This window comes from Streptomyces cyaneochromogenes, from assembly GCF_003963535.1.
GTDB lineage: Bacteria > Actinomycetota > Actinomycetes > Streptomycetales > Streptomycetaceae > Streptomyces > Streptomyces shaanxiensis.
In genome coordinates this window covers 1,450,074-1,473,558 of record NZ_CP034539.1, presented here as the reverse complement: position 1 = coordinate 1,473,558, position 23,485 = coordinate 1,450,074, and the positions used below count along the sequence as shown (strand labels likewise).

Below are 23,485 nucleotides of genomic sequence, written 5' to 3'. Positions count from 1 at the left end.
GCACCAAGGGGAGGACGCGATGAGGCAGGCCGAGTTCGACGGCAAGGGCAGTTGCATCCGCTGGACTGAGGCGCCGGGAGAGGGACCCGCGCGCGTGTACGTGCACGGACTGGGGTCGGTCTCCGCCGTGTACCACGCGCACATCGCGGCCCGGCCCGAACTCGCAGGACGCCGCAGCCTGTGCGTCGATCTGCCGGGGCACGGCATCAGCGACCGGCCCGAGGACTTCGGCTACCGCTTGGAGGACCACGCCGACGCGCTGGCGGCGGCCCTGGACGCGGCAGGCCTGAGCGGAGCGGAGCTGATCGCGCACAGCATGGGCGGTTCCGTCGCCATCGTGCTCGCCCGCCGTCGGCCCGACCTCGTCTCCCGGCTGGTTCTCACCGAGGCCAACCTCGACGCCTCACCTCCGCCCGCCGCGGGAAGCGCGTGGATCACGGCCTACGACGAGGAGGAGTTCGTCGACGGCGCGTACGCGCGCGTGCTGGACGCAGTCGGGCCCCTGTGGGCGGCGACCATGCGATTGGCCGACCCGCGAGCCCTGCACCGCAGCGCCACATGGCTGAGACGCGGTTCCGAGCCGATCATGCGTGACATCCTCGAAGGGCTGACGCTCGACCGCGTGTACCTCCAGGGGGAGCTCAGCGGTGAACTCCCCGGCAGCAAGAGTCTGGAAGCGGCCGGCGTGCGTGTCGTGACCGTGCCCGGCGCCGGCCACAACGTCATGTTCGACAACCCCGACGCCTTCGTGGCGGCGGTCGTCGGGCGGGCCTGAGACCTCAGGACTCCCGCACGGCCAGCGCCAGGAAGCGGTCGTCCTCGTCCACGTACGACGTCATGCGCCATCCGGAACCGGCCAGCAGTGGCCGGAGATTCGGCTCGGCCCGCAGGTCGTCCGGCGTGATCTGGCGACCCTGGCGTGCCGCGAGGGCCGCCCTGTCGATCGGGTGGAACAGGGCGAGCACGCCGCCCGGCCGCACCGTACGGGCCAACTCCCGCAGGTTCGCGGCCGGATCGGGCAGGTGCGCGACGAGGCCGGCCGCGAACACCGCGTCGAGCGACTCCGACCGCAGCGGCAGCGCGGCCACGTCGGCGAGCAGCAGCCGCCCGTCCCGGTCCCGTCCGGCCCGTACGGCGGCCTCCAGCATCGCCGGGGTCAGATCGGCCCCCACGACCACTCCCGAGGGCCCCACGGCGGCACGCAGCGGCGGCAGGGCCCGTCCCGTGCCGCAGCCCGCGTCCAGCACACGATCGCCCTCGCGCAGCCCGAGCTCGGCGACAGCGGCCGCGTAGGCGGGCCCGTCGTCGGGGAACCTGCTGTCCCAGGCGGCGGCGCGGGCCGAGAAGAACTCCTGCACATGCGTGTGGTCGTCGCTCATGCTCCGCATGATTCCTCACCGGCACGGATGACGCCGCTGCGCACACGTTCGAGCGTGACGCGATCGTTCCGGTGCACCGGTGTGTCATATTGCAACAGCTTTCGAAATGCGCCCCCTTCATGCGCCCGTGCCCCGGCTAGCGTCCCGGGGCCATGGGACACCTGGACCACGCAGCCCTGGGCTGGCTGACCCCCGTACTGTCGTATGCGATGGCGTGCATCGGCGCCGCGCTGGGACTGCGCTGCACCGTCCGCGCGCTCGGCGCCACCGGCCGGTCGCGCCGCAACTGGCTGATCACCGCGGCCTCGGCGATCGGAACCGGCATCTGGACCATGCACTTCGTGGCCATGCTGGGCTTCAGCGTCAGCGGCACGGACATCCGCTACGACGTGCCGCTCACCATCGTGAGCCTCCTCGTCGCCATGGCCGTCGTGTGCGCCGGCGTCTTCGCCGTCGGCTACAGCCGTGACCGCACCCGGGCGCTCTTCCTCGGCGGGCTCACCACCGGGCTCGGCGTGGCGAGCATGCACTACCTGGGCATGGCCGCGGTACGGCTCCACGGCGACGTCACCTACGATCCCGTCCTCGTCGGACTCTCCGTCCTGATCGCGGTCGTCGCGGCGACGGCGGCCCTGTGGGCGGCTCTCAACATCAAATCGCCGGTCGCGGTCACCGTCGCCTCCCTGATCATGGGCGCCGCGGTCAGCAGCATGCACTACACCGGGATGTTCGCCGTCGGTGTCGACGTCACGCCCTCCGGCGCAGTCCTGCCCGGGGCCACGGCGATGCAGTTCATCTTCCCCCTCGCCGTAGGCCTCGGGTCCTACCTCTTCCTGACCTCGGCCTTCGTCGCACTGTCGCCCACGGCCGGGGAACGCGAGGCGTCGGCGTCCGCCCAGCGGCCCGTGGAGGGCGCCGTCGGCTAGCGGTGGGCCCCGGTCGCCGACGGCCGGGAAAGGCGCGCCCCGAACCACTTTCCGAGCGAGGAGGCCATGCGTACACCCCGTAGGACCACCACGGCCGACGGCCGGACACCGTCCCCGCCCCCTGTGCGCGGCCGCCGCGCCCATGCCGGACCGCCGGCCGACGAAGGCCCTGAAGTGCCCACCGGCGTGGCGCCGGACGCCCCGCCTCCGCAAGCGGAGCGCTGGGGCATACGGCCACGCACCGTCCGCGCCAAGATCGTCTGCCTGCTCATGGTGCCGGTCGTCTCGCTGCTGGCCCTGTGGGCCAACGCCACCGTCACCACCGCGCAGGACGTCTCCAGATTGCGCCAGTTGCAGCGCGTCGACTCCGAGATCAGGGCCCCCGTCGCGGCCGCCGTCTCCGCCCTCCAGGCCGAACGCGCGGCCGCGGTCCGCCATGCGGGCGATCCCTCCGCCGAACAGGGCGGCGACTACGAGAAGCTCGCACAGGACACGGACCGGGCGGTGGCCCGGCTTCGGCTCGACGACCGCAGCACTGTCGCCGACGCCGAGGAACTCCCCGCCGGGGTCGCCCGGCGGCTCGAAGCCTTCGTCACCGGCGCGGAGCAGCTGAGCACGGTACGCAGCGCAGTCCTCGACGGCCGATCGGGCTGGGACGAGGCGTACGGGCGGTACACGAAGACCATCGCGAGCGCGTTCTCGGTCGGCGGTGCGCTCAGCGGCATCCAGGACGCCGAGCTCGGTTCCGACACGCGCGTGCTGCTCGAATTCGCCCGCGCGGGCGAGGCGTTGGCCCAGGAGGACGTCGTGCTGGACAGCGCACGCCTCGCCGGGCGCCTCGACGGAGAGCGGCTGCGGCTGTTCACCGGCGCCGTGGACACCCGCCGGACCCTCACCGAGTCGGCCGTCGCCGACCTGCGGGGCCCCGAACGCGCGGCCTGGCAGAGCCTCGCCGACGGCAGCGCCTACGCCGCCGTGGCCGCCGCGGAGGACAAGGTCCTCGCCACCGCACCGGGCGTACGGGCGATCGACGCGGTGCCGGAAGCCACCTGGAGCAAGGCACACGCACGCGTGCAGGGCGGAATGCGGTCGATCGAGCAGGACGCCGGGCGCGAGGTCGCGGACCGCGCCGACCCCTTCACCCGCGGGATGCTCACCCCCGCCGGCGCCGCCGTTCTGCTCGGCCTCGCCGCCGTAGCCGCCTCCCTCGTGATCTCCGTACGCATCGGACGCGGCCTTGTCGTCGAACTGGTCAGCCTGCGCAACAGCGCCCTGGAGATCGCCCGGCGCAAACTCCCCGAGGCCATGCGGAAGCTGCGAGCCGGCGAGGAGATCGACATCCGGGCCGAGGCGCCGCCCGGCCCGCCCGCAGAGGACGAGACCGGTCAGGTCGGCGAGGCCCTGGGCACCGTCCACCGCGCCGCGCTCCGGGCCGCCGTGGAGCGCGCCGAGCTCGCCAGCGGCATTTCCGGGGTCTTCGTCAACCTCGCCCGCCGCAGCCAGGTCCTCGTGCACCGCCAACTGAGCCTGCTGGACAGCATGGAGCGGCGCTCCGACGACCCGAACGAACTGAGTGACCTCTTCCGGCTCGACCACCTCACCACCCGCATGCGACGCCATGCGGAGAGCCTGATCATCCTCTCGGGGGCGGCGCCCGGCCGGGCCTGGCGCATGCCGGTCTCGCTGACCAACGTCGTCCGGGCGGCCGTCTCCGAAGTGGAGGACTACGCGCGCGTGGAGGTACGGCAGCTCCCCGAGGCGTCCGTCATCGGCGCGGCCGTCGCCGACCTCACCCACCTCGTGGCCGAACTCGTCGAGAACGCGGCCCAGTTCTCGCCTCCCCACACGCGCGTGCGCATCACCGGCGAGCCCGTCGGCAACGGCTACGCCGTCGAGGTCGAGGACCGCGGCCTTGGCATGGGCAAGGAAACCCTCGCCGAGGCCAACCGGCGCATCGAGCAGTCCGAGGCGCTCGACCTGTTCGACAGCGACCGGCTCGGCCTCTTCGTGGTGAGCAGGCTCGCGTCCCGGCACGGCATCAAGGTGCACCTGCGCACCTCTCCCTATGGCGGCACCACGGCGGTCGTCCTGCTGCCCACCGCCCTGCTGCACAGCGCCACGGCGGAACGTTCCCCCGGCAAGGAGACGGAGCCCGAGCGGCCCGCCGAACGGGAGTACGCGCGCGTGCCCGCTGCCGACCGGCACCGGGAAACCGTCCGCATGGTCGCCGACCGGCACCAGGAGTCCGTCCCCGCTCCCGCCGACCGGCCGGCGCTGGTGGCTCCCGCCCCGCCCGCGGCCGGCGCCACGACCGACCACCCACCTCCCGGAGTCACCACCTTGCGACTGCACCGCCCCCAGGACGACTCCGAGGCCTCCGACGACCTCCCACGCCGCGTACGGCAGGCGAGCCTCGCCCCCCAACTGCGCGAAGGGCGCCCGGAGGAACCACCGGGGACGGCCGCCTCCCGCGACGACGACGGGCGTACCCCGGACATCGTCAGGGACCGCATGGCGGCGTACCGCGACGGCTGGGCGCGCGGCGGCGGCAGGCAGCCCGGCCGTGGTGCCACTCCCGATTCCACAGCGCGCAGCGACAGCAGCGAAGGAGACCTCGCATGATCCAGGATCCGGACATGAGGGCCGCTCAGCGGTCCGGCGAACTCGACTGGCTGCTGGACGACCTGGTACTGCGGGTGGGCGAGGTGCGGCACGCCGTGGTGCTGTCCAACGACGGACTCGCCGTGGGCGCGTCGACCGGGCTTCGCCGCGAGGACGCCGAGCACCTCGCCGCGGTCGCCTCCGGCTTCCACAGCCTGGCCAAGGGCGCGGGCCGGCATTTCGGCGCCGGCGGAGTGCGCCAGACCATGGTGGAGATGGACGACGCCTTCCTGTTCGTGGCGGCCGCGGGCGACGGCTCCTGTCTCGCCGTCCTCACCGCCGTGACCGCCGACATCGGGCTGGTGGCGTACGAGATGGCACGGCTGGTCAAACGCGTCGGTGAGCACCTCCACACACCGACGCGTGCCGCAGCGCGCCCGCCCGCCGCGGGATGAGACGGAAGGGCGGTCCGCGCACATGACGCAGGACACGACGGGCGCCCCGCGCGAGCAGGGCAGCCAGTGGTACGACAGCGAGGCCGGTCCCCTGGTGCGCCCGTACGCCATGACCGGCGGACGCACCAGACCCGGCCCCACCGGGGTGCGTTTCGACCTGATCGCCCTCGTCACGCTGGACGCCGCCGCGCCCCGAACCGACGACACCGCGCTCGGACCGGAACACCGGACGCTCATCGAGCTGTGCCGTACGGAGACGCAGTCGGTCGCGGAACTCGCCGCGGGCGCCGATCTGCCGGTGGGGGTCGTCAGGGTGCTCCTCGGCGACCTCCTGGACCTGGGCTGTGTCACCGTCAGCCGTCCGGTACCGCCCGCGCAGCTTCCGGACGAACGGATTCTGCGTGAGGTCATCGAAGGATTGCGGGTGCTGTAGATGACACTTCTAGGAAAGAAACGGTCGCCTCGGGCAAAAAGCGGTACAACCCCACGAAAGTCGGCTGCGGTTGTCATGATGCTGACTTCGCACCGTGACGTCGACCGATGCCGGCACTCCAGAGAGAAGTGATCGATGGTCTCCGAGCACTCCGACGCGTCCGACCCGTCCGACGGCGAGACGGCCGCCCTGGCGTTGAAGATCCTTGTCGCCGGTGGATTCGGCGTGGGCAAGACCACCCTGGTGGGCGCGGTCAGCGAGATCCGCCCCCTGCGCACCGAGGAACTGCTCAGCGAAGCCGGGCAGTTGGTGGACGACACCGACGGCGTGGACCAGAAGGTCACCACCACGGTCGCCATGGACTTCGGACGCATCACCATCCGGTCCGGCCTGTCCCTCTACCTCTTCGGCACCCCGGGGCAGGACCGCTTCTGGTTCCTGTGGGACGAGCTGTCACAAGGAGCCCTGGGCGCGGTGGTCCTCGCGGACACCCGGCGCCTGGAGGACTGCTTCCCCGCGGTGGACTACTTCGAGCACCGGCACATCCCGTTCGTCGTGGCCGTCAACTGCTTCGCGGGCGCCCGCACATACGGCGCCCACGACGTCTCACGCGCCCTCGACCTGGACCGGGGAACGCCCGTGGTCCTCTGCGACGCCCGGGACCGCGACTCGGGGAAGGAAGTGCTGATCCGGCTCGTCGAGTACGCGGGGCGGATGCACACCGCCCGGCTGCTCGACTCCGTGGGCTGACCGGTTCTCAGCCGCCCTCGCCCGGAGAGCGGACCACGCTCACTGCGCGACGCCCTTCTCCGCCAACACCTTCTCGATGGTGACGCGGACGAGGAGCTCCCCCGGGACGCCGTTGCGGTCCCCGAACTCCTCCGCGCGCTCCTCGCCCATGTACCGGGCTCCGATACGCCCGGCCCAGTGCCTCAGCTCCTTCAGATCCTCCGAGATCCGGGCACGGCCCCGCAGCACCACGAAGTCGTACGGCGGCCGGTCGTCGTCCACGCACAGCGCCACCCGGCCGTCACGGGCGAGATTGCGCCCCTTCACACTCGACTTGCCGGTGTTGAACACCACGTCGTCCCCGTCGAGCACGAACCAGATCGGGGTCACATGCGGGCTCCCGTCGGCTCGTACGGTCGACAGCTTGCCGGTGCGCGTGCCCTGCGACACGAACGCGCGCCATTCCTCATCGGTCATCTTCTGCGCCATGCCCCCATCCTCCTTGCCCGTGGGCGGGATTGTCGGGAAGGGTGACAAACGATTCCTCCGGTGCAGGGGGAGACATCTACACGGGGAGACCGGATCATGGCGCAGAACCAGGGACTTGGCTGGCTCCTGGACGACCTGACAGAGCGCGTCGATCATGTGCGACACGCGTTGGTGCTGTCCAACGACGGCCTGGTGACCGGTGCGAGCACGGGGCTGCGACGCGAGGACGCCGAGCACCTCGCCGCCGTCTCGTCCGGACTGCACAGTCTGGCCAAGGGCTCGGGACGGCACTTCGGCGCGGGCAGAGTGCGCCAGACGATGGTCGAGTTCGACGACGCCGTACTGTTCGTGACCGCGGCCGGTACCGGCAGCTGTCTGTGTGTGCTCAGCGGTTCGGAGGCCGACATCGGCCAGATCGCCTACGAGATGACGCTGCTCGTCAACCGGGTCGGCGAGCATCTCGACGTGGACGCCCGCCAGCCCGAACGGGCGCCGCTCACAGACCTCTGACCTGCTGAAACATCGTCCCCCGGGGAGTTATCCACAGGCTCGCCACGAGATCTGGCGGATTGGCTACGGTTTTTGTCACGGCGAGCGCACCGAGCGTGAACCACTGACTCCACGGGGGAGACCGACCATGCCCGGCGACACCATCACGAAGCCGCACCACCCGTCCTGTACGCCGAGTCGCGCGGCCCGGGAACTGGGATTGAAGCGAAGGGAGTTGGAGCTCGCGGTCCACCTCGGACTCATCCGGACCGTGCCCGACGAAGGAGGCGGGGACCTGCGCGTCCCACGGTCCGAGATCGACCGGCTGCGCTCGGGGGCCGGGTTCCCCGACTCGTTGCTGGAGCGCGTGAAGGCCGTAGGGACGACCGAGGGCGCGGACCTCATGGATGTGCCCGCCGGCAGGTTCACCCGTCTGGCCCGCCTGGGTCTGATCGTGCCGGTGAACTGGTATCTGAACCGCTATCGAGCCGTGGTCTGGCTGTATCTGGCCGAGGAGTTGAAGCAGTTCGCCGCCGACGAGAAAAGCGCCCCGCTGCTGAACGCCCGCCGTACGCCCGAGGGGCTGCGCGGCATGCTGGACGCGGGCGTGGATCTGCGTCCACGCACCTGGCGCGGACGTCACCGGGGCTTCCTGCTGCGACAGGCCGACGACCCCTGGGAGAGGGCGGGTGCGCTGGCCGCCTTCCTCGATCCCGTCCAGATCGCGGAAATCGTCCCCGACCCCTACGAGCGCTCCCACCTGAACCGCTTCCGACCAGGACCGCCGGCATCCGGGGCACCGGGTTCACCCGCCGCGCACATCGCCGAGCGGATCATGACGGCGGACGACCCGGACGAGATCGGCCTGCTGCGGGCGGACCTGACGGCAGTCCTCGAGGAGGCACGCGAGCGGCGGCCCGCGCCGCGCCCCTGGGCGAGTCGGGCCCCGGCGCCGGTGCATCCGGTGCCCGCCGATACGCCCGCGCCCACACCCGAGGAACCGGAGCCGCCCCGCGGCCTGTTGAGCCGGCTCCGGCGCAGAACTCGCCGGGCTACAGCGCCCTGAACAGACCCTCCTGGACGACGGACACCAGCAGGCGTCCCTCCAGGTCGTAGATCCGCCCACGGGCGAGGCCCCGCCCACCGGTGGCGATCGGCGACTCCTGGTCGTACAGAAACCACTCGTCCGCGCGGAACGGCCGGTGGAACCACATGGCGTGGTCCAGCGACGCGATGTCGAAGCTCCGCGGGCCCCACAGCGGCTCGACCGGGATGCGGACCGCGTCCAGGAGGGTCATGTCACTGGCGTACGTCAGCGCGCAGGTGTGCACGACCGGGTCGTCGCCCAGTGGCCCGACCGCGCGCATCCACACGGCGCTGCGCGGCTCGGCGTCCTTGACGTCGTCGGCACTCCAGCGCAGCCGGTCCACATACCGGATGTCGAAGGGCTGACGGCGCGCCATTCGCTCCAACTGCTCGGGCAGCGTGCCCAGGTGCTCCCGGATCTCGTCGGTGACCGACGGCAGCGACTCCGGGTCCGGGACCTTGCGGGCCGGCGGCAGCTGGTGCTCGAAGCTCCCTTGCTCAGGCTTGTGAAAGGAGGCGGTCAGATTGAAGATCGTGCGGCCCTGCTGCACGGCGGTGACCCGGCGGGTCGTGAACGACCTGCCGTCCCGCACCCGTTCGACCTGGTACACGATCGGCACGCCAGGCCTGCCGGGGCGCAGGAAGTACGCGTGCAGCGAGTGCACGGGGCGGTCGCCGTCCGTGGTGCGCGCGGCGGCGACCAGCGCCTGGCCGGCCACCTGGCCACCGAAGACCCGCTGCAAGGACTCCTGCGGGCTGCGGCCACGGAAGATGTTGACCTCGATCTGCTCCAGGTCGAGCAGGTCGACGAGCCTTTCGGCCGGGTTCGTCGTCATGGGTGGGATTCTCCTGTGCTCACAGCTGGCCTACGTCGGTGACGCGGACCACCGCGCGGCCCTCCGCGTCGGAGGCGGTGAGGTCGATCTCCGCGCTGATGCCCCAGTCATGGTCGCCGTTCGGGTCGTCGAAGATCTGACGGACCCGCCACAGGCGGTTCGCCGGTTCCTCCTCGATCACCAGGAGCTTGGGGCCACGGGCGTTGGGGCCGGTGCCGAGATCCTCGTACTCGTCCCAGTACTTGTCCATCGCCTCGCCCCAGGCGTCGGCGTCCCAGCCGGCCTCGGCGTCCATCTCGCCCAACTCCTCGACCTGGTCGAGAGCGGCGAGCTCGACGCGGCGGAACATGGCGTTGCGGACGAGGACGCGGAAGGCGCGCGCGTTCGTGGTGACCGGCTTGACCTCGTCGGCCTTCTCCTGGGCCTCCTCGGCGGTCATCTCCTCCGGGTTGGCGAGCTGCTCCCACTCGTCGAGCAGGCTGGAGTCGACCTGGCGGACCATCTCGCCGAGCCACTCGATCAGGTCCTGCAGGTCCTCGGACTTGAGGTCGTCCGGGATGTTGTGATCGAGGGTCTTGTAGGCACTGGCGAGGTAGCGCAGCACGATGCCCTCGGTGCGGGCCAGCTCGTAGAAGGACACCAACTCCGTGAAGGACATCGCCCGTTCGTACATGTCCCGGATGACGGACTTCGGCGACAGCGGATGATCGCCGACCCACGGGTGGCTCTTGCGGTACGTGTTGTACGCGTGGAAGAGCAGCTCCTCCAAGGGCTTCGGGTAGGTGATGTCCTGGAGGCGCTCCATGCGCTCCTCGTACTCGACACCGTCCGCCTTCATCGCGGCCACGGCCTCGCCCTTGGCCTTGTTCTGCTGGGCGACGAGGATCTGCCGAGGATCGTCGAGGGTGGACTCGACGACGGACACCATGTCCAAGGCGTAGGACGGCGATTCCGGCTCCAGCAGCTCGAACGCGGCCAGGGCGAAGGTGGACAGCGGCTGGTTCAGCGCGAAGTCCTGCTGGAGGTCGACCGTGAGACGGGCGATGCGGCCGGTGGCGTCCGGTTCGTCGAGCTTCTCGACGATGCCGCCGTCCAGCAGGGAGCGGTAGATGGCGATCGCGCGCCGGATGTGCCGCAGCTGCTGCTTGCGCGGCTCGTGGTTGTCCTCCAGGAGGTGCCGCATCGCCTCGAACGCGTTGCCGGGACGGGCGATCACCGACAGCAGCATCGTGTGGGTGACCCGGAAGCGGGAGGTCAGGGGCTCCGGTTCGGAGGCGATGAGCTTCTCGAAGGTGTTCTCCGTCCAGCCGACGAAGCCCTCCGGTGCCTTCTTGCGGACGACCTTGCGGCGCTTCTTCGGGTCGTCGCCGGCCTTGGCGAGCGCCTTCTCGTTCTCGATGACGTGCTCGGGCCCCTGGGCGACGACGAAGCCAGCCGTGTCGAAGCCCGCCCGCCCGGCGCGGCCGGCGATCTGATGGAACTCCCGGTTGCGCAGGGTGCGGACACGGTTGCCGTCGTACTTGGTCAGGGCGGTGAACAGCACCGTGCGGATGGGGACGTTGACGCCGACACCGAGCGTGTCCGTACCGCAGATGACCTTCAGCAGACCGGCCTGCGCGAGCTTCTCCACCAGACGCCGGTACTTCGGCAGCATGCCGGCGTGATGGACGCCGATGCCGTGCCGCACGTAACGGGAGAGGTTGCGGCCGAACTTGGTGGTGAAGCGGAAGTTGCCGATCAGCTCGGCGATCTGGTCCTTCTCCTCGCGCGTGCACATGTTGATGCTCATCAGCGCCTGCGCCCGCTCCACGGCCTGCGCCTGCGTGAAGTGCACGATGTAGACCGGTGCCTGCTTGGTCTCCAGCAGTTCGGTCAGGGTCTCGGTGAGCGGGGTGAGCTTGTACTCGTAGGACAGCGGCACCGGGCGGGTGGCGGAGCGGACCACCGCCGTCGGGCGGCCCGTACGCCGGGTCAGGTCCTGCTCGAACATCGAGACGTCGCCGAGCGTCGCCGACATCAGGATGAACTGTGCCTGCGGCAGTTCCAGGATCGGGATCTGCCAGGCCCAGCCGCGGTCGCCCTCCGCGTAGAAGTGGAACTCGTCCATGACGACCTGGCCGACATCGGCCTGCTTGCCGTCGCGCAGGGCGATCGACGCGAGGACCTCGGCGGTGCAGCAGATGACCGGGGCGTCGGCGTTGACGGACGCGTCACCGGTCAGCATGCCGACGTTCTCGGTGCCGAAGAGCTTGCACAGCTCGAAGAACTTCTCCGAGACGAGCGCCTTGATCGGAGCGGTGTAGAAAGTGACCTCATCGCGGGCCAGCGCGGCGAAGTGGGCGCCCGCGGCGATCATGCTCTTGCCGGAGCCGGTGGGCGTCGACACGATCACGTTCGCGCCGGAGACCACCTCGATCAGCGCCTCCTCCTGGTGGGGGTAGAGAGTGAGACCGCGCTCCTCGGCCCACGACTCGAAGGCTTCGTAGAGGGCGTCGGGGTCGGCGGTCGGCGGCAGCTGATCGATGAGGGTCACCCACCCATCTTGCCTGCCCTCCTGCCCCACAGGGGAATCGGATGCGAGGGCGAAGATCGCGAACGCTACGCTGTGTCGCCGACGACAGGTCAGCGAACCCGGTCAACTGGACAGCGGCACACGAGGAATGGGGCGGGCAACGGCCATGATGGGACCAGCACACTCACTGTCGGGCGCCGCCGCCTGGCTCGGCGTCGGAGCGGCGGCCGCCGCGGCCGGGCACGGGATGCCCTGGCCGGTCCTCCTCGCCGGCGCGCTGATCTGCGCCGGGGCCGCGCTGGCCCCGGACCTCGACCACAAGGCGGCCACCATCTCGCGGGCCTTCGGGCCGCTGTCGCGCTGGCTGTGCGAGATCGTCGACAGGCTGTCGTACGCCGTCTACAAGGCGACGAAGAAGCAGGGCGACCCGCGTCGCTCCGGAGGCCACCGCACGCTCACGCACACCTGGCTGTGGGCGGTCCTGATCGGCGGGGGAGCCTCCGTCCTGGCGATCACCGGTGGCCGCTGGGCGGTGCTGGCGATCCTGTTCGCGCACATGGTGCTGGCCATCGAGGGCCTGCTGTGGCGCGCGACCCGCGGCTCCAGCGCCGATGTCCTGGTCTGGCTGCTGGCCGCGACCAGCTCGTGGATCCTCGCAGGGGTCCTGGACAAGCCGGGCAACGGCTCGGACTGGCTCTTCACGGCACCCGGCCAGGAGTACCTGTGGCTGGGGCTGCCGATCGTGCTGGGCGCGCTGGTGCACGACATCGGGGACGCGCTGACGGTGTCCGGCTGCCCGATCCTGTGGCCGATCCCGGTCGGCCGCAAGCGCTGGTATCCGGTGGGGCCGCCGAAGGCCATGCGGTTCCGGGCGGGCAGTTGGGTCGAGCTCAAGGTGCTGATGCCGGTGTTCATGGTGCTCGGCGGGGTGGGCTGCGCGGCGGCGCTCAACGTCATCTGAGGGGGCGGGGGCCTCGGAGCACCGGTCAGGGGCGGGGCCAGGGCCGACGCCCGGGCCAGGGCCCGGGCGATTCGCTCGGGATCGGCGTGGTGGACGCGTCCCGGTATGTCCTCACGTCGGCGATCCGCTCCTCCTGCGCCCCGGGAGCGACCCGTCGGACGCCCTGGACCCCTGGTCCACTCGCCGGAGAACCGCCGGCCGGATCAGCCGCCCTGTCCTGCTCCGCCGCCGTAGCGACGCTCGAAGGCGGCGACGCGGCCCTCCGAGTCCACGGTCCTCGCCTTGCCGGTGTAGAACGGGTGGCTCTCCGAGGAGATCTCGACGTCCACGACCGGGTAGGTCTCGCCGTCGTCCCAGTCGATGGTCTGATCGCTGGTCGCGGTGGACCGGGTCAGGAAGGCGTAGCCGGCGGCGCGGTCGCGGAAGACGACCTGGTGGTAGTCGGGGTGCTTGTCCTGCTGCATGCGAACTCCTCCTCCGGAGGCATCGGCAAGGGCCGACGGTGTGGGGCCGAAGACACGCGGGCCGGGGCACAGGGAGCGTGGTCTGCCATGCGACGCTCTGACGTGCGCCGGGCTGCCGTGCGGCGGTCAGCCGGACAGGGCGTCCTCGTCGACGATGTGCATGGCGGCCTCCTCGGCGGACGCAGCCGCGCCGTCGATGCCCACGTCCGTGGCGACGAGCGCGCTCTCCTCGTCCTCGTGGGCCCCTTCGTCGGGAGCCACGAGACGTCCGGAGCGCATGGCGCCGACTTCGTTGTCGAGGAGTTCCCCGTCGGTGCCGTCGGCGTCACCCAGGCCGTCGCCGTCCGGCGGGACAGGGTCCGGCAACTCCTCGGCGAGCCGTTGGTCGAGGGTCTCGCCCTGTCGCCGCTCGGCGGCCGTGACACCGCTGTGCTCCACCGCCCACGGTCGCTCCGGAGGGGACCAGCCGCGGTCCAGGGGGTCGTCGACGCCGTCGTTCATCAAGGTGTCCTCAGCGTCGAGCAGCCCCGTGTCCTCCCGTTGGTCGGATGCGTCGGGCTGGTAGACGTCGTCCCCCCATCCGTCGGCGCTGTTCACGGGTACCTCCAGGTGGTGGGGACGGGCCCGAAGTCACCGCGATCGGCGGCGGGGTGCCGCGGCGCGGGGCACAGGCCGCACCCGGGGAGAATCGCGTGGTTTCCGGGTGCCCCCGAACCGGTGCCGCTATCCAGCCTTCCACCCCTTTTCGCCCCGGCGCAACGGCACGAGGCCACGGCGAGGACTCCGGATGGGCCAGGCCTGGATCCGTGCCGCCGCGGGGGGCCGAGCCGACCCCAGAGGGGACGCCAGGCAGGCTCCTCGGCAAGACCCGGCCGGGCCAAGCCGCACGGGCCCCCCTACGGCCGGCCAACGGCGCCCCGTGACGCTCGGCCCGCTCATCCCGGCTCGCAGTCGATGTCGGCGGAGTCCCGCGAGGCCCGCTACCAACGCTGGTCGGCCAAGTCCCGCCATGCCTGCCTCTCCGTGGCGGGCGGCCGAGCCCCAACCACCTCTGCCTCCGCACCGCGGGCGGCGACCCCGGCCACCCCGGCTGGCGACCGCCGTCGGCCGAGCCCCGCTGCCCGGCATCCGATATCGGGCGGACCTCGAGCCTGTCTCCCTCGGGTCGTAAACCGGGTGGGCGCGAGCCCGACCCTCGGCCCGCAATCCGGGCGCGCCCGGACCCTTCCACCCCGGCACCCGACCCGGGGTTGAACCAAGCTCACCCTCCCTCGGCCTGCACGCCCGGCGGGTCCCGTGTCCTGCTACCTCGGCATCCGACCCCGGGCGGTCCGAGCCCGGCCCCCTCAGCTCGCAAGCCTGGGCGGACCCGAGCCTGTCTCCCTCGGGTCGTAAACCGGGTGGGCGCGAGCCCGACCCACGGCCCGCAATCCGGGCGCGCCCGGACCCTTCCACCCCGGCACCCAACCCGGGGCGGAACCAAGCTCACCCTCCCTCGGCCTGCACGCCCGGCCGGGCCCGTGTCCTGCTACCTCGGCATCCGACCCCGGGCGGTCCGAGCCCGGCCCCCTCAGCTCGCAAGCCTGGGCGGACCCGAGCCTGACTCCCTCCGGTCGCAAACCGGGTTGGCCCGAGCCGACCCTTGGCTCGCAACCCCGGGCGCGCCCGAGCCCTGCTACTCCGGTCTCCAACCCCGGCCGGGCCCGACCCTGCCCCCTCGGCCCGTAACCCTGGCCGGGCCTGAGCCCTGCTACGCCGGCATGCGACCCCGGGCGGGCCCGACCCTGGCTCCTCGGCCGCACCCCAGGCCGGGCCTGAGCCCTGCCACCTCGGTCTCCAACCCCGGCCGGGCCCGACCCTGCCCCCTCGGCCCGTAACCCCGGCCGGGCCTGAGCCCTGCTACTCCGGCATCCGACCCCGGCCGGGCCCGAGCCCTACTACCCCGGCCCCCAACCGCGAGCGGGCCCAAGCCCGACCCCGTCGGCTTCGCAACCCCGGGGGGCTGCCCCGCCCCTCGGCCCCAACCCCGGGCGCGCCCGAGCCCTACGACCCCGGCACCCAACCCGTGGCGGCCCCAAGCCCAACCCCTTCGGCCCGCACCCCCGGTCGGGCCCGACCCCAACCCCCGGCCCCGACCGCCGTCGGCCGGCCGACCCCGGAACCCCGCCCCCAACCGCCGTAGGCCGCCCCCGCCCGAACCCCCGGCTCACCCATGCCACGACCGCCACAGCGCCGCATACGCCCCGTCGGCCCTGACCAGGTGGTCATGGCTGCCCAGCTCGGTGATGCGGCCGTTCTCGACGACGGCGATGACGTCCGCGTCGTGGGCGGTGTGGAGGCGGTGGGCGATGGCGACCACGGTGCGGCCGTCGAGGACGCGGGCCAGGGAGCGCTCCAGGTGGCGGGCCGCGCGTGGGTCGAGGAGCGAGGTCGCCTCGTCCAGAACCAGCGTGTGCGGGTCGGCCAGCACCAGGCGGGCCAGGGCGATCTGCTGGGCCTGGGCCGGTGTGAGCGAGAACCCGCCCGAGCCGACCTCGGTGTCCAGGCCGTCGTCGAGCGCACGGGCCCAGACGTCCGCGTCGACCGCGCCCAGCGCCGCCCACAGCTCGGCGTCGGTCGCGTCGGTGCGGGCCAGCAGCAGGTTGTCCCGCAGGGCGCCCACGAAGACGTGGTGCTCCTGGTTGACGAGGGCCACATGGGAGCGGACCCGCTCGGCGGTCATCCGGGACAGTTCGGCACCGCCCAGGGTGATCCGGCCGTCCCGGGGCGCGTAGATACCGGCGAGCAGCCTGCCCAGGGTCGACTTGCCGGCGCCCGAGGGGCCGACCAGCGCCAGCCTGGTGCCGGGTGCGACCTCCAGGGAGACCTTGCGGAGCACGTCCACGCCCTCCAGGTAGCCGAAGTGCACCCGGTCGGCGTGCACGTCGCGGCCCTCGGGCGCGAGCTCGGCGTCCCCGGCCTCCGGCTCGATGTCCCGGACGCCGACCAGCCGGGCCAGCGACACCTGGGCCACTTGCAGCTCGTCGTACCAGCGCAGGATGAGCCCGACGGGGTCCACCAGCATCTGCGCGATGAGGGCACCCGTGGTCAGCTGACCGACCCCGATCCAGCCCTGCAGGACGAACACGCCGCCGATCATCAGGACGGAGGCGAGGATCATCACGTGGGTGACGTTGATGAACGGGAAGAGCACCGAGCGCAGCCACAGTGTGTAGCGCTCCCACGCCGTCCACTCCTTGATCCGCTGCTCCGACAGCTCGACGCGGCGCTCGCCGAGGCGGTGGGCCTCGACGGTGCGCCCGGCGTCCACGGTCTCGGCGAGCGCGGCGGCCACGGCGGCGTACCCCGCGGCCTCCGAGCGGTAGGCGGCCGGCGCCCGCTTGAAGTACCAGCGGCACCCGATCACCAGCAGGGGCACGGTGATCAGCACGGCGGCCGCGAGCGGCGGCGCGGTGATGACGAGCCCGCCCAGCAGCAGGATCACCCACACCACGCCGATCGCCAGCTGCGGCACGGCCTCACGCATGGCGTTGGCAAGCCGGTCGATGTCCGTCGTGATCCGGGACAGCAGGTCACCGGTCCCGGCCCGCTCCAGGACACCGGGCGGCAGGCCGACCGACCGTACGAGGAAGTCCTCGCGCAGATCGGCCAGCATCCGCTCGCCGAGCATCGCCCCGCGCAGCCGCACCTGCCGTACGAAGACGGCCTGGACGACGAGTGCGGCCACGAACAGGCCGACGGTGAGCTCCAGATGGAGTTCGCGCTCGGCGACGCCGTCCGACACCCGCTCCACCAGCCCGCCCAGCAGCCAGGGCCCGGCCATCGAGGCCACCACGGCGACCGTGTTGACGCAGACGAGGAGGAGGAAGGCACGGCGGTGCCTGCGGAACAACTCGACCACATAGGCGCGTACGGTCGCGGGGGCGCCGACCGGCAGGGTGTTCGCCGTCGTCGGGGCCGCCGGGTCGTACGCCGGTGGCGCCACGCCGATCATGCCGACTCCTCGATCTCTTCCAGTTCCTTCAGTACGTCCTTGAGGGAAGTCCCTTTGTCCCGCGCGCCGTTGAGGGCGGGGTCCTCCTCCGTCTCCCGGGTCACCACCGCCCGGTACCGCGGTTCGGCGTGGACCAGCTCGCGGTGCACGCCGACAGCCGTGACCTCGCCGTCGTGGACGAGTACGACCCGGTCGGCGCGGTCCAGGAGCAGCGGGGACGAGGTGAACACCACCGTCGTGCGCCCCGATCGCAGATTCCGCACGCCCTCCGCGATCCGCGCCTCCGTGTGCGAGTCGACGGCCGAGGTCGGCTCGTCCAGGACCAGCACGTCCGGGTCCGTGATCAGCGACCGGGCGAGCGCGAGGCGTTGGCGCTGGCCGCCGGACAGGGACCGGCCACGCTCGGTGATCCGCGCGTCCATCGGGTCCTCGGCATCGAGCGACCCCTGGAGCAGGGCGGCCAGGACGTCCTCGCACTGCGCCGCAGCCAGCGCCTCCTCGGCACCGACGGCGCCCGACCTCGGCACGTCGAGCAGTTCGCGCAGCGTGCCGGAGAGCAGCACCGGGTCCTTGTCCTGCACGAGGACGGCCGTACGGGCGCTGTCGAGCGGCAGTTCGTCGAGCGGGACGCCGCCCAGGAGCACCGGTGTGCCCTCCTCGGAGGCGTGTCCGCCCAGCCGTTCGGCCAGGCGGCCTGCCGCGTCCGGGTCGCCGCACACCACGGCGGTGAACCGGCCCGTGGGGGCGAGCAGTCCGGTGGCCGGGTCGTACAGGTCCCCGGAGGGCACCTCGGACCCGTCGCGCGATCCGTCGGTGTCGGTGACCCGCTCCAGGGACAGCACGCGCGCGGCCCGCCGGGCCGAGGGGCGCGAGAAGGAGTAGGCCATCGCGATCTCTTCGAAGTGCCGGAGCGGATAGGTGAGGATCATGATCGAGCTGTAGACGGCGACGAGTTCGCCGACCGTGACGCGGCCTTCGCGGGCCAGGTGGACGCCGTACCAGACCACCGCGATCAGCAGCAGCCCCGGCAACAGCACCTGGATCGCGGAGATCAGGGACCACATCCGGGCGCTGCGCACAGCGGCATGGCGTACCTCCTGGGAGGCGCTGCGGTAGCGGTCGAGGAAGAGCTCCTCGCCGCCGATGCCGCGCAGCACGCGCAGTCCGGCCACGGTGTCCGAGGCCAGCTCGGTGGCACGGCCCGCCTTCTCGCGCTGGAAGTCGGCCCGCCGGGTCGCCCGGGGCAGCAGCGGCAGCACGGCGATCGCCAGCACGGGCAGGCCCACGGCGACGACGACACCGAGCGCGGGCTGGTAGACGACCAGGCCGACGCAGACCACCACGACGGTGACCGCCGCCGCGGTGAACCGGGACCAGGCCTCGACGAACCAGCCGATCTTCTCGACGTCACCCGTGGAGACGGCCACGACCTCACCGGCGGCCACGCGCTGGGTCAGTGCCGAGCCCAGATGCGCGGTCTTGCGGGCCAGCACCTGCTGGACGCGGGCGGCCGCCGTGATCCAGTTGGTGATGGAGGTGCGGTGCAGGAACAGCTCGCCGACCGCGTTCCCGGCGCAGCACAGTGCCAACAGACCGCCCGCGAGGGCGAGGCGCGTGCCGGAGCGGTCGACGACGGCCTGCACGGCGACGCCTACGCAGAACGGCAGGGCGGAGACGGACAGGAAGTGCAGCAGCCCCCAGGCCAGGGACTTCAGCTGTCCGTCCAGCTGGTTCCGGAAGAGCCACCACAGGAATCGGGGACCCGAGCGCGCGTCCGGCACACCTGGATCGGGATACGGAAGGTCTTGAATCTGCATGACGTCCCAGTGGCTCGTGTCAGTGGGGGGATCAGGGTCGGGTGTGATGAGGCGGTCGGGTGCCGAGGCGTGGAGTGGGGGCGCGCACGGCGGCAGCAAACCGTGACAGGTTCGCGTCGCAGCGTGGTCGTACGCAAACGGTTTTCCGACGCGCCGCACAGATCCGGTCCCATCCCGGTCTCCCGGGAACGTGGTGCCACCATGGAGCGATGCGGAACGGCGGAGCATGGCGTGCGGCGGTCGCGGCGGCGGCACTCGGATCCCTCCTGGCGGCGATGACCACCCTGACCGCGTGCGAGGACGCGCGGCACGGCGCGGGGGCGGGAGCAGGCGGCAAGGGCGCCCCGACAAGCCCGGCCGCCACCGCGGATGCGACCCGCATCCCGGACGTCGGCGACCACTGGCAGCGACGCATCCCCACCGACTCCCGCCAGGTCGTCGCGGTCTACGGCGACGGCAAGGACTCCCCGGACTCCACGGTCGTGCTCTACACCAGGCGCGGCTCGGGGCACGGCGCCACCTGGGACCGCATCCGCAGCTGGCCCGCGCACAACGGCAAGAAGGGCTGGACGACCGACCACCGAGAGGGCGACGACCGCAGCCCCGTCGGCGTGTTCACGCTGAGCGACGCGGGCGGCGTACTGAAGGACCCGGGGTCCAGACTGCCGTACACGAGGTCCGCGGGCTTCGCGGCGCCGCGTTGGTGGGGGAAGGCGTACTGGCACGACTTCGACTACGTCATCGCCATCGACTACAACCGGGTCAAGGGCACCCCGCCCAACGATCCGACCCGCCCCGAGGGTGAGGGCAAGGGCGGTGGCATCTGGTTGCACATGGACCACGGCAGCGGCACGTCGGCGTGCGTCAGTCTGTCCGAATCGGCGATGGAGTACCTGCTGCGCACGCTCGATCCGGACCGGCATCCCGTGGTGGTGATGGGGGACAGGGCCGACCTGAAGAGCTCGCACTGATGCAGGAGGCGTCATTGCGGCGGATGCCCAACTCCCCATAGAACACGGCCATGAAGAGACGGATCGTCATGTCCATGCTCGCGGGGGCGACCCTCCTGGCGAGTTCACTCCTCGGGGCCACCCCCGCCCGATCGGCCGACGTGCCCGCCGAGTTCGGCACCGACTGGCACGACCCCATCACCGCGGCCCCGCCCGTCACCAGACCGTCCGGCAAGTCCTGCCAAGTCACCGTCGCCGAGGCGCAGTTCCGCGACTTCACCCCCTACAAGGGCACCTACGCACCGCCCGAAGGCTGCGGCGACCGCTGGAGCAAGGTCGTGCTGCGGATGGACGGCAAGGTCAAGGGGCGCCAGTACGACCGGCTCGGCTATCTGCACGTCGGCGGCGTCGAGATCTTCCGTACGTCGACCCCGGAGCCGTCGCCCGACGGCATCGAGTGGTCCGTGGAGAAGGACGTCACGCGCTACAGCGACACCCTCCGTCACGGCCACGACGTCGAGATGCTCATCGGGAACGTCGTCGACGACACGTACACCGGCGTCATCGACGTCAAGGTCACGCTGACGTTCTACGCCGACTCCGCCTCGGCGGTCCCCGCGGCCCCCACTGCCCCGGCCCCCGAGCCCACGGCCGCCCCCGCCGCCATCCCCGACCACGTCCTCACCCTCCAGGACGGCACCCTCACCACCCCGCGCAACAGCGAACGCATCGTCGCCGAGGTGTACGCGACCGGCTCCGGCGGCGGCTGCGAGGAGTACTGGTACCTGTCGGCGCCCGACCCCGCGCCCTACTCCTGCAAGGCCGCCGGCGGGCCCTACCGCGAGGTGCAGATCAAGGTCGACGGCCGGCTCGCCGGAATCTCCGCGCCGTTCCCGCACGTGTGGACCGGAGGCTGGTCCAACCCGTTCCTCTGGTACGTCGTCCCGGGACCGCGTGCCTTCGACGTCAAGCCCATCGAATACGACCTGACGCCGTTCGCCGGCCTCCTCAACGACGGCCGCCCACACCGTGTCGAGGTCTCCGTCGTCGGCGTCCCCGAGGGCCAGAGCGGCTGGAGCGCACCCGTGAACGTCCTGGTCTGGCAGGACGCGAAGAGCGCGCACGTCACCGGGAAGCTCACCGCTCACCGGGTCGGCGATCTCGCCAACTCCTCGACGTACACGCCCGGTTCGGAGCACCGCGTGGACACGGAGGGTGGTCACCGGCTGACCGTCGCCGGCTACGTCGACACCTCGCACGGCCGGGTGGCGACGACGGTCCGCCGTGCGCTGAGCAACACCTCCGTGCACCGCTGGACCGACGGCGAGAACCTCGACGCCCTCGACGCCACTTGGACGGACGCCGAGTCGGTCACGGTCGACGGGCGCGGACCCGCCCGCATCACGCGCACCGAGCGGACGTACACCATGGACGGCACGACCACCCTCGCCGCGGACGACCGGTTGCGCACCGTACTGACCCTCGGTGACCGCGCCGAGGCCGGCACGTCGTACGGCGGCCGGCGCATCGCCTGGTCGCGGCTCGACGACACCTACACCGGCGACGCCGCCTGGACGACGAACGTCCCGCGCGACCAGCGGCACGCGGTCGCAACGACGAGCGAGCGCTATCGGCTGCACGGCTCGGACGGCTGCTACGACCGCTCGCTGACCAGCGTCCAAGGGGTGCTCACCGAGGATCGCAGCGACTGCTGAGGCGGATGGTGTGCGATGCGTCACCCGGGGCGCGATTTACACGGATGCAACACGGGGGTCTTGTGTAAGGACATCATCACCTTCAAAGTGATCGGCACGGAATCCGCTTTCCGTATGGCAGAAGTCCCAACCGCCCCTGGGGGCTTCTGCGTGCCGCCGTCCCCAAAGGAGTGCCCGTGCCGCCGTCCGTACCGTCCCTGCCGCGACGCGTCGCACGCATGCTGCGTACCTCTCTCTTCGCGCAGGTCGCCTGCGCGCTCGTCCTCGGAATCGTCGTCGGGAAGCTGTGGCCCGGATTCGGCGCGGATCTCCAGCCGCTCGGCGACGGTTTCATCCGGCTCATCAAGACGATCATCTCGCCGCTCGTGTTCTGTGTGGTCGTCGTCGGTATCGCCAAAGCCGGTGACCTGAAGGCGTTCGGCCGGATCGGGCTGAAGGCCCTGATCTGGTTCGAGGTCGCGAGCACGCTCGCCCTGCTCATCGGGCTCCTCGCCGCCAACGTGGTCCAGCCCGGGTCCGGGATGAACGTCGACCCGTCCACGCTCGACGCCTCGGCGGTCGACGCGAAGACGGGCGGCGGACACCTGCCCTCGACGACCGAGTTCGCGCTGAACGCCCTGCCCACCAGTTTCATCGGCGCCTTCGCCGAGAACTCCCTGCTGCAGGTGCTCGTCCTGGCCTGTCTGGTGGGCGCCGCGCTGCTGCACCTCGGGCACACCAAGGTGCCGCAGGTGCTGCCCGCCATCGAGCAGGCCCAGGAGATCATCTTCGCGATCGTCGGCTTCGTCATGCGACTGGCCCCGATCGCGGTGTTCGGCGCCATGGCCGTCCTGATCGGAAACTACGGGCTCGGCGTGATCGAGACCTACGGCAAGCTGATCGTCCTGTGCTACGCGGCCGCGGCGCTCTTCATCGCGCTCCTCGCCGTCGCGCTGAAGGTCGTCACCGGGCTCAGCCTCTGGAAGTTCCTGCGCTACATCCGTGAGGAGATGCTGCTCGCGCTCGGCACCGCGTCCACCGAGTCGGTCCTGCCGCGGGTGATGCAGAAGCTGCGCAAGGCCGGCGCCCGTGACGACGCCGTGGGTCTGGTGCTGCCGACGGGTTACTCCTTCAACCTCGACGGCGCCTCGCTCTACCTGTCCATCGGCACGCTGTTCATCGCCCAGGCCGTGGGCGTCGACCTCAGCTTCAGCCAGCAGATCACCGTGATCCTGGTGCTGATGCTGACCAGCAAGGGCATGGCGGGCATCCCCGGTTCGGCGTTCCTCGCGCTGTCCGCGACCGCCTCCTCGCTGGGCGCCATCCCGGCCGGCGCGGTCGCCCTGCTCCTCGGCGTGGACCGCATCATGGACTCGATGCGCGTCGTCACCAACCTGCTCGGCAACTGCGTCGCCGTCTTCGCGGTCTCCCGTTGGGAGGGTGCGCTGGACAAGGAGCGGGCGAGGAAGGTCCTGAACGGCGAGATCGTGGTCGAGCTGGACGACGAGGAGCCGGCGCAGGCGGAGCTCAAGAAGGCCGAGCTCCGGAAGCCCGAGGCGACGGAGTCCGCAGAGCCGGTCGCCGTTCCCGCTCAGCCGGGCAAGGGGGCCGCCTCCAACGCCGGTTGAGCCGGATCACCTGAAACAGACCGCGGCCACCCCTCCAGCAGT

General features: G+C 71.6%; 20 protein-coding genes. 12 read left to right on the top strand and 8 right to left on the bottom strand.

Features of this window, described 5'->3' with window-relative positions:
• Nucleotides 1–19 precede the first annotated feature (19 nt).
• The gene (locus EJ357_RS06325) at nucleotides 20–775 is read left to right on the top strand and encodes an alpha/beta fold hydrolase (protein ID WP_126389431.1); all 756 of its coding nucleotides are present in this window, start codon (nucleotides 20–22) and stop codon (nucleotides 773–775) included.
• 4 nt (nucleotides 776–779) lie between these two features.
• On the opposite strand, the gene EJ357_RS06320 is transcribed toward EJ357_RS06325, so the two are convergent.
• Nucleotides 780–1,379 carry a class I SAM-dependent methyltransferase gene (locus EJ357_RS06320; RefSeq protein WP_126389429.1) on the bottom strand — a complete coding sequence of 200 codons (600 nt, stop codon included), beginning with the start codon at nucleotides 1,377–1,379 and terminating at the stop codon, nucleotides 780–782.
• A gap of 152 nt (nucleotides 1,380–1,531) precedes the next feature.
• On the opposite strand from EJ357_RS06320, the gene EJ357_RS06315 reads away from it, so the two are divergent.
• From EJ357_RS06315 to EJ357_RS06295, 5 genes are all read left to right on the top strand, one after another.
• Nucleotides 1,532–2,305, top strand: coding sequence for an MHYT domain-containing protein (locus EJ357_RS06315; RefSeq protein ID WP_126389427.1), 774 nt, complete (start codon nucleotides 1,532–1,534; stop codon nucleotides 2,303–2,305).
• Between the two features lie 66 nt (nucleotides 2,306–2,371).
• A complete protein-coding gene (locus EJ357_RS06310) occupies nucleotides 2,372–4,927 on the top strand; it encodes a sensor histidine kinase (RefSeq protein WP_126389425.1) in 2,556 nt (851 codons plus the stop codon).
• Nucleotides 4,924–5,361, top strand: a complete 438-nt coding sequence (locus EJ357_RS06305) for a roadblock/LC7 domain-containing protein (protein WP_126389423.1) — start codon at nucleotides 4,924–4,926, stop codon at nucleotides 5,359–5,361. The genes EJ357_RS06310 and EJ357_RS06305 overlap by 4 nt, the downstream gene beginning before the upstream one ends.
• A gap of 22 nt (nucleotides 5,362–5,383) precedes the next feature.
• Nucleotides 5,384–5,794, top strand: coding sequence for a DUF742 domain-containing protein (locus tag EJ357_RS06300; protein ID WP_126389421.1), 411 nt, complete (start codon nucleotides 5,384–5,386; stop codon nucleotides 5,792–5,794).
• 135 nt (nucleotides 5,795–5,929) lie between these two features.
• Nucleotides 5,930–6,544, top strand: coding sequence for a GTP-binding protein (locus EJ357_RS06295; protein ID WP_126389419.1), 615 nt, complete (start codon nucleotides 5,930–5,932; stop codon nucleotides 6,542–6,544).
• Nucleotides 6,545–6,583: 39 nt separating this feature from the next.
• On the opposite strand, the gene EJ357_RS06290 is transcribed toward EJ357_RS06295, so the two are convergent.
• The gene (locus EJ357_RS06290; RefSeq protein ID WP_126389418.1) at nucleotides 6,584–7,012 is read right to left on the bottom strand and encodes a PPOX class F420-dependent oxidoreductase; all 429 of its coding nucleotides are present in this window, start codon (nucleotides 7,010–7,012) and stop codon (nucleotides 6,584–6,586) included.
• A gap of 96 nt (nucleotides 7,013–7,108) precedes the next feature.
• On the opposite strand from EJ357_RS06290, the gene EJ357_RS06285 reads away from it, so the two are divergent.
• Entirely contained in the window at nucleotides 7,109–7,522 is a 414-nt protein-coding gene (locus EJ357_RS06285; protein WP_126389417.1) for a roadblock/LC7 domain-containing protein, read from the top strand.
• A gap of 127 nt (nucleotides 7,523–7,649) precedes the next feature.
• Nucleotides 7,650–8,567, top strand: a complete 918-nt coding sequence (locus tag EJ357_RS06280; RefSeq protein WP_126389415.1) for a DUF6397 family protein — start codon at nucleotides 7,650–7,652, stop codon at nucleotides 8,565–8,567.
• Here EJ357_RS06280 and EJ357_RS06275 read toward each other — a convergent pair.
• Nucleotides 8,554–9,423, bottom strand: coding sequence for an acyl-CoA thioesterase (locus tag EJ357_RS06275; RefSeq protein WP_126389413.1), 870 nt, complete (start codon nucleotides 9,421–9,423; stop codon nucleotides 8,554–8,556). The two genes, EJ357_RS06280 and EJ357_RS06275, sit on opposite strands and share 14 nt — an antisense overlap.
• A gap of 19 nt (nucleotides 9,424–9,442) precedes the next feature.
• Complete coding sequence (locus tag EJ357_RS06270; RefSeq protein WP_126389411.1) at nucleotides 9,443–11,956, bottom strand: DEAD/DEAH box helicase; 2,514 nt, start codon at nucleotides 11,954–11,956, stop codon at nucleotides 9,443–9,445.
• A gap of 145 nt (nucleotides 11,957–12,101) precedes the next feature.
• Between EJ357_RS06270 and EJ357_RS06265 the strand changes: the two genes are divergently transcribed.
• On the top strand, nucleotides 12,102–12,896 hold the full coding sequence (locus EJ357_RS06265; RefSeq protein WP_126389409.1) for a metal-dependent hydrolase: 795 nt from the start codon (nucleotides 12,102–12,104) through the stop codon (nucleotides 12,894–12,896).
• 203 nt (nucleotides 12,897–13,099) lie between these two features.
• Here EJ357_RS06265 and EJ357_RS06260 read toward each other — a convergent pair whose 3' ends face one another.
• From EJ357_RS06260 to EJ357_RS06245, 4 genes are all read right to left on the bottom strand, one after another.
• Nucleotides 13,100–13,360, bottom strand: coding sequence for a type B 50S ribosomal protein L31 (locus tag EJ357_RS06260; protein ID WP_126389407.1), 261 nt, complete (start codon nucleotides 13,358–13,360; stop codon nucleotides 13,100–13,102).
• Nucleotides 13,361–13,486: 126 nt separating this feature from the next.
• On the bottom strand, nucleotides 13,487–13,957 hold the full coding sequence (locus EJ357_RS06255; protein ID WP_126389405.1) for a DUF5709 domain-containing protein: 471 nt from the start codon (nucleotides 13,955–13,957) through the stop codon (nucleotides 13,487–13,489).
• 1,609 nt (nucleotides 13,958–15,566) lie between these two features.
• The gene (locus EJ357_RS06250; protein WP_126389403.1) at nucleotides 15,567–17,354 is read right to left on the bottom strand and encodes an ABC transporter ATP-binding protein; all 1,788 of its coding nucleotides are present in this window, start codon (nucleotides 17,352–17,354) and stop codon (nucleotides 15,567–15,569) included.
• Nucleotides 17,351–19,171 carry an ABC transporter transmembrane domain-containing protein gene (locus EJ357_RS06245; RefSeq protein WP_126389401.1) on the bottom strand — a complete coding sequence of 607 codons (1,821 nt, stop codon included), beginning with the start codon at nucleotides 19,169–19,171 and terminating at the stop codon, nucleotides 17,351–17,353. The genes EJ357_RS06250 and EJ357_RS06245 overlap by 4 nt, the downstream gene beginning before the upstream one ends.
• Before the next feature lie 209 nt (nucleotides 19,172–19,380).
• Here EJ357_RS06245 and EJ357_RS06240 point away from each other — a divergent pair, with 209 nt between their 5' ends.
• The 3 genes from EJ357_RS06240 to EJ357_RS06230 all read left to right on the top strand — a co-directional run bounded on the left by EJ357_RS06240 (nucleotide 19,381) and on the right by EJ357_RS06230 (nucleotide 23,443).
• Nucleotides 19,381–20,142, top strand: coding sequence for a L,D-transpeptidase family protein (locus tag EJ357_RS06240; protein ID WP_126389399.1), 762 nt, complete (start codon nucleotides 19,381–19,383; stop codon nucleotides 20,140–20,142).
• 50 nt (nucleotides 20,143–20,192) lie between these two features.
• Nucleotides 20,193–21,836 carry a peptide-N4-asparagine amidase gene (locus EJ357_RS06235; protein ID WP_126389397.1) on the top strand — a complete coding sequence of 548 codons (1,644 nt, stop codon included), beginning with the start codon at nucleotides 20,193–20,195 and terminating at the stop codon, nucleotides 21,834–21,836.
• A gap of 176 nt (nucleotides 21,837–22,012) precedes the next feature.
• Entirely contained in the window at nucleotides 22,013–23,443 is a 1,431-nt protein-coding gene (locus tag EJ357_RS06230) for a cation:dicarboxylate symporter family transporter (protein WP_126389395.1), read from the top strand.
• The last annotated feature ends 42 nt before the right edge of the window (nucleotides 23,444–23,485 follow it).

Coding starts and splice junctions, on each gene's coding strand:
- EJ357_RS06325 (WP_126389431.1), top strand. CDS start 20: ATGAGGCAGGCCGAGTTCGACGGCAAGGGCAGTTGCATCCGCTGGACT.
- EJ357_RS06320 (WP_126389429.1), bottom strand. CDS start 1,379: ATGAGCGACGACCACACGCATGTGCAGGAGTTCTTCTCGGCCCGCGCC.
- EJ357_RS06315 (WP_126389427.1), top strand. CDS start 1,532: ATGGGACACCTGGACCACGCAGCCCTGGGCTGGCTGACCCCCGTACTG.
- EJ357_RS06310 (WP_126389425.1), top strand. CDS start 2,372: ATGCGTACACCCCGTAGGACCACCACGGCCGACGGCCGGACACCGTCC.
- EJ357_RS06305 (WP_126389423.1), top strand. CDS start 4,924: ATGATCCAGGATCCGGACATGAGGGCCGCTCAGCGGTCCGGCGAACTC.
- EJ357_RS06300 (WP_126389421.1), top strand. CDS start 5,384: ATGACGCAGGACACGACGGGCGCCCCGCGCGAGCAGGGCAGCCAGTGG.
- EJ357_RS06295 (WP_126389419.1), top strand. CDS start 5,930: ATGGTCTCCGAGCACTCCGACGCGTCCGACCCGTCCGACGGCGAGACG.
- EJ357_RS06290 (WP_126389418.1), bottom strand. CDS start 7,012: ATGGCGCAGAAGATGACCGATGAGGAATGGCGCGCGTTCGTGTCGCAG.
- EJ357_RS06285 (WP_126389417.1), top strand. CDS start 7,109: ATGGCGCAGAACCAGGGACTTGGCTGGCTCCTGGACGACCTGACAGAG.
- EJ357_RS06280 (WP_126389415.1), top strand. CDS start 7,650: ATGCCCGGCGACACCATCACGAAGCCGCACCACCCGTCCTGTACGCCG.
- EJ357_RS06275 (WP_126389413.1), bottom strand. CDS start 9,423: ATGACGACGAACCCGGCCGAAAGGCTCGTCGACCTGCTCGACCTGGAG.
- EJ357_RS06265 (WP_126389409.1), top strand. CDS start 12,102: ATGATGGGACCAGCACACTCACTGTCGGGCGCCGCCGCCTGGCTCGGC.
- EJ357_RS06260 (WP_126389407.1), bottom strand. CDS start 13,360: ATGCAGCAGGACAAGCACCCCGACTACCACCAGGTCGTCTTCCGCGAC.
- EJ357_RS06250 (WP_126389403.1), bottom strand. CDS start 17,354: ATGATCGGCGTGGCGCCACCGGCGTACGACCCGGCGGCCCCGACGACG.
- EJ357_RS06245 (WP_126389401.1), bottom strand. CDS start 19,171: ATGCAGATTCAAGACCTTCCGTATCCCGATCCAGGTGTGCCGGACGCG.
- EJ357_RS06240 (WP_126389399.1), top strand. CDS start 19,381: ATGCGGAACGGCGGAGCATGGCGTGCGGCGGTCGCGGCGGCGGCACTC.
- EJ357_RS06235 (WP_126389397.1), top strand. CDS start 20,193: ATGAAGAGACGGATCGTCATGTCCATGCTCGCGGGGGCGACCCTCCTG.